Raw genomic sequence first — 279 nt, 5'->3', positions numbered from 1 at the left:
GGCAAAAACTCCACGCGATTATCGCGCGGGGTGGCTACGTGCAAAGCTAGAGTTGACGCATGGATGGCTTTTCGCCAGAGATCTGGGAATCGCTCGAGCTCACGGTCGAGCTCGCGAGCCTGACGACCGTGATCCTGCTGGTCCTTGGCACGCCGCTCGCGTGGTGGATAGCGCGCTCGAAGAGCCTTTGGGCTGAGGCGGTCGCCACGATCATCGCGCTGCCGCTGGTGCTGCCGCCAACAGTAATCGGTTTCTATCTGCTGGCCCTGCTCGGCCCGA

General features: G+C 62.7%; 1 pseudogene. It reads left to right on the top strand.

Annotated features, from left to right (window positions below):
* Positions 1 to 59 precede the first annotated feature (59 nt).
* Positions 60 to 279 (top strand): annotated as a pseudogene (locus AC5ZG1_RS44930) (molybdate ABC transporter permease subunit); the annotation flags it as partial.

This window comes from Bradyrhizobium sp. Leo78 (assembly GCF_059512425.1).
The sequence above is the reverse complement of the archived record's forward strand: the minus strand, read 5'-3'. Positions and strand labels throughout refer to the sequence as shown.